The organism is Xanthomonas sp. D-99 (genome assembly GCF_017746145.1).
GTDB classification, from domain to species: Bacteria; Pseudomonadota; Gammaproteobacteria; order Xanthomonadales; family Xanthomonadaceae; genus Xanthomonas; species Xanthomonas cissicola.
In genome coordinates, this window is record NZ_JAGHWU010000098.1 from 703 (window position 1) to 4,807 (window position 4,105).

3 protein-coding genes and 1 pseudogene are annotated in these 4,105 nt (G+C 66.0%); 1 reads left to right on the forward strand and 3 read right to left on the reverse strand.

Annotated elements, in window-relative coordinates:
- Positions 1 to 1,769 (forward strand): TonB-dependent siderophore receptor (locus J7360_RS20465; RefSeq protein ID WP_244667862.1); only part of this gene is annotated, 1,769 nt, incomplete at its 5' end.
- 332 nt (positions 1,770 to 2,101) lie between these two features.
- Here J7360_RS20465 and J7360_RS20470 read toward each other — a convergent pair.
- The 3 genes and pseudogenes from J7360_RS20470 to J7360_RS20480 form a co-directional block, all read right to left on the reverse strand.
- A complete protein-coding gene (locus J7360_RS20470; protein ID WP_209034675.1) occupies positions 2,102 to 2,767 on the reverse strand; it encodes a DUF2894 domain-containing protein in 666 nt (221 codons plus the stop codon).
- Complete coding sequence (locus tag J7360_RS20475) at positions 2,764 to 3,435, reverse strand: OmpA family protein (protein WP_194271895.1); 672 nt, start codon at positions 3,433 to 3,435, stop codon at positions 2,764 to 2,766. Before J7360_RS20475 ends, J7360_RS20470 begins: the two co-directional genes overlap by 4 nt.
- Positions 3,432 to 4,105 (reverse strand): annotated as a pseudogene (locus tag J7360_RS20480) (DUF802 domain-containing protein); the annotation flags it as partial. The pseudogene J7360_RS20480 and the gene J7360_RS20475, both read right to left, overlap by 4 nt.

The window sequence follows — 4,105 nt, forward strand, 5'->3', positions numbered from 1 at the left end:
ATTACATGGTCAACGGCTTCAATGCCAGCCGCGGTTACAACGGCCTGCGCGATGCGGCCAACACGCAAAGCATCGAGGTGATCAAGGGGCCGGCGTCGGCGTTGTACGGACGCGGCGAGCCGGGCGGGGCCGTCAACATCGTCACCAAAAAGCCGCTGTTTCAGCCGCGGCACAGCGTGGATGTATCGGCAGGCCGCTTCGACAGCTATCGCGCGGCCATTGATAGCACCGGCCCGCTGAGCGAGAACGTGGCGTACCGTCTGAATGTGATGCACAAGGATCAACACAGCTTTCGCGATACCGTCGACAGCGACAGCACCTTGCTGGCGCCGTCGCTATTGTGGATGCCGGCGCCCGATACGACGGTGTCGTATGAGCTGGAGGCGGTGCGTCTCCACACGCCATTCGATCGGGGCGTGACGGCTATCGGTGGCGATGCCAACCGGCTGCCGGCCTCGCGCTTTCTGGGCGAACCGCGCGATGGCGATATCGACCTGCATTCCACCGGGCACCAGGTGTTCGTGGTGCATGGTCTGGATCAGACCTGGTCGTTGCAGGGTGGGGCGACTTACCGCGACAGTGGCATGCGTGGATTTTCCACCGAACCCTGGACGCTGCAGGCCGATCAGCGCAGCTTGCGCCGCGAACGCCGCTACCGCGATTACCAGGGCCGCGATATCGCGGCGCGTGCAGAAGTGCTTGGCGGTTTTCAGGCCGACAGGGTCACGCACAACGTGTTGTTCGGCATCGATGCCAATCGCTTCGACGACAGCCGCTTTCAGCAGCGCGCCCGTTCCGCGGCCACGCCCTACAGCATCGATGTGCTGGCCCCGCGCTATGGCGTGGCACAGCCAGGCCGGCTGTCCACCATCACCGATACCGACGAGCGCCAGCAGGTGTGGGGCGTGTACGCGCAGGACCAGATCGATCTGGGCGCGCGCTGGAAGGCCTTGCTTGGCCTGCGCTACGACCATTATCAGCAAGACCTGGACAACCACCTGCGCGGCACCACGCAGCGCGCATCCGACGGGGTGGTGAGCCCGCGTGCAGGCATGATCTTCCATGTAGACGATGCGCTGTCGCTGTATGCCAGTGCCGCGGCGGGGTTTCGCCCCAACAGCGGTGTGGGTGCCAACGGACAAAGCTTTGCACCTGAGAAAAGCCGCTCGCTGGAGACCGGCTTGAAATACGTGCAGCCTGGCGATGGCCTGGAAGCCACGGTGGCCGCATTCCGCATCGACAAGAAAAACGTATTGAGCCTGGATCCGGCCGACACCAGTTTTTCGCTGCCGGTGGGTCAGATGCGCAGCCAAGGGCTGGAGCTGGATCTGCTCGGCAGGCTGACCGCGCGCCTGGCCGCGTCGGTGGGCCTGGCCTATACCGATTCGCAGGTGACGCGCAGCAGTGCTGCCGCCGCCAGTACCGGGCTGGCCGAAGGCCGGCGGTTTCCAAATGTGCCGCGCTTGAGCGGTAACGCGTTCTTGAACTACGAACAGCCGCTGACCGGCAAACGTCGCGCGGCGCTGGGCGTGGGCGTCTCGCACACGGGCGAGCGGCTGGGATCTGTGGATAGCAACACCGATTTCGTGTTGCCGGGTTACACCGTGTGGCGAGCGGTCGGCCACTACGATCTGAGCGAGCGGCTACGCCTGTATGCCAAGGTCGAGAACCTCACCGATCGCCGCTATGCGGCATTTTCGTATAGCGAGCAGTGGGTGTATCCCGGTGCGCCGCGGAGCTGGACGGTGGGTGCGCAGTTGCGGTTTTGAGCGATGCTCCGCGACGGCGCAAGCGGCGATCGGCGCTTGCGCCAGTGTGGTGGATGCCAGCGTGACCGGCGGGCGCCACGTCCAGTCGAGCATGCATTGTGCTCAGGATTGACTGCAGCCACTGCCGTGCGCCGGCAGCTGGTTTCTGGAGGTCGTGCGCGCTTGCATGCAATTGCAGCTGCGGCGTGACCAATGCAACAGAGGTCGCAGCCAGAAGCGTGCAGCGACGCCATGCTTACAGTGGGGGCCCCGCACACCTTGTGCCGGGATGCATCGCCGGGATCGGAGACCGCGCCAGGCTGCCCCGACGTAGATCGGGACCGATCGCGGGGTTAACTGCGTCGTTTCGACGGACTCTTGCTGCGTTTCTTGCCAGGCGCCAACGGCGCAGCCTCCTCGTTGGCCAACGCGCCGCCGGTGTGCAGCTGCTCCAGCCACGACAACGCATCCACATAGCCGAGAAAGTGCTGCAGATAGCCCGGCGAGCGCTCGCGCATCAGCGTGATGCAGCGATGCACCAGCACGCTGGAATTGAGCGGGCCGGCATCCTTGGGCGCATCCTGCAGCGACTGCCGCACCTGGCTGGCGGTGCGCACGGTGGTCCAGGTGCGACGAAAGTCGTCCAGCGCCGGCAGCTCCGGAAACAGCATCGCATCTGCGCTGGCAGTCTTGCGGCTGTCCACTTCCATCAGCGCCGCATGCCCGGCCATCTGCGCGGTGAGCGCACCCAATGCGCTGGGCTGCGGCGACGCAGGCGTCGAGGCAGACGCCGCACGGCGACCGGCACGGCGACGCGCTGTCTGCTTCAGCGCTGTCGCATACCCATCGACCATCGCGCCAAGCTTGTGTTCCAGCACCTCACGCACCGCATCGGCTTGCGTGGCGGCGCGCGCTGCCAAGCATTCCATCAGATGGAAGCGCACCGGATCCAGCCGATCGGCGCCCTGGCTGCGCCAGAGCTCCAGGTGCGCGCGCGCGGAGAGTGCGGGCTTGCTCATCGCGGTGCGGCGGTCGCTGCGGGCTGCCTCGATGCGCCTGCGCGCGACGGCGGGCGCGCGATCGGCGCGATCTCCACGCGGCGGTTCTTCGCGCGGCGGGCTTCGTCGGCGTTGGAATCCACCGGTTGCTGCGAGCCGAATGCGGCCGCGAACACCGATGATGCCGGCACGCCTTCGGCGATCAGGGCACGGGTCACCGTGAGTGCGCGTTGCGCGGACAGTTCCCAGTTGTCGGCGTAGCGGCGATTGCCGCCCAGCACCGGGCGGTCGTCGGTAAATCCGCTGACCATCAGGATCTCGTCGCGCGCGCGCAGGTATTGCGTCAACGGCGTCGCCAGCGACTTCAATACCTCGCGTCCTTCCGGCTGCAGTTCGTCGGAGTTGAACGCAAACAGCACATTGCCGCGAATGCCGATACGGCCATCGACCAGGGTCACGCGGCCGGCAGCCAACGGTGCGGCCAATGCCTGTTCCAGCGTCTGCCGGCGTTGCGCTTCGGCCTGGCGTTGTCTGACCTCCGCGTCCAGGCGGCCGGACAGCTGCAACTGCACGCCGATCACGCCGACCAGGATCAGCACGAACGCGCCCAGCAACACCGACATCAGGTCGCCGAATGCCGCCCAGATGGGCGTGGCCAGCTCGCCGTCGCTTTCGATCTCGTCGCTCATGCCGTTTCTGCTTCGCCGGTCTCGCCACGCCCGCGATCGAGCTGGCGCAGTTCTTCGATGATCTGCTTCTGCGAGAGCATGCTGAGGTCGACCACCTCGCGCGCCTGTGCCACGTAGTAGGCAAGTTGGTCGTCGCTGCGTGCCAGCGAGGCATCGAGTGCGGTGGCAACGTGCTGCAGGCGCTCATTGAGATCGCTGGTGGCGCCGCTGAACAACTGCACCGCCATGCCGAACGCTTCGCCCAGGCTGGCCACCTCTACCGCGCTGCCGCTGACATGCGCGGCCACTGCGCCCAGCTTGCCGGTTTCGCTGCCGATCTGTTCGGTGAGCTGGCTGCCCACGCGCTGCAGCAGGTCGGCCGAGGTCGTCACCAAGGCATCCACCGCTTCGCGTTGTTCGGTGGAGGCGTGATTGACTGCGTTGAGCAAGGTGTCCAGGGTGGCAAGCAGCTTGCTGCGCTCTTCCAGCATGGCGGTGTCGCGCACCATGCTCTCGGACAGCGATTGGCGCAGCTCGGCCACGACATTGGCCGCGGCCTTGGGCGCTTCGGAGGCGATCTGCATCAGGCGCGACACTTCGCTGATCGTCGCGCTGGCCTGCGCCTGGGTAATCCCCCCGCCCATTAGCAGACGCCAGAAGTGGAATTTTCTCGTACCCTTTCTCGAGGAGG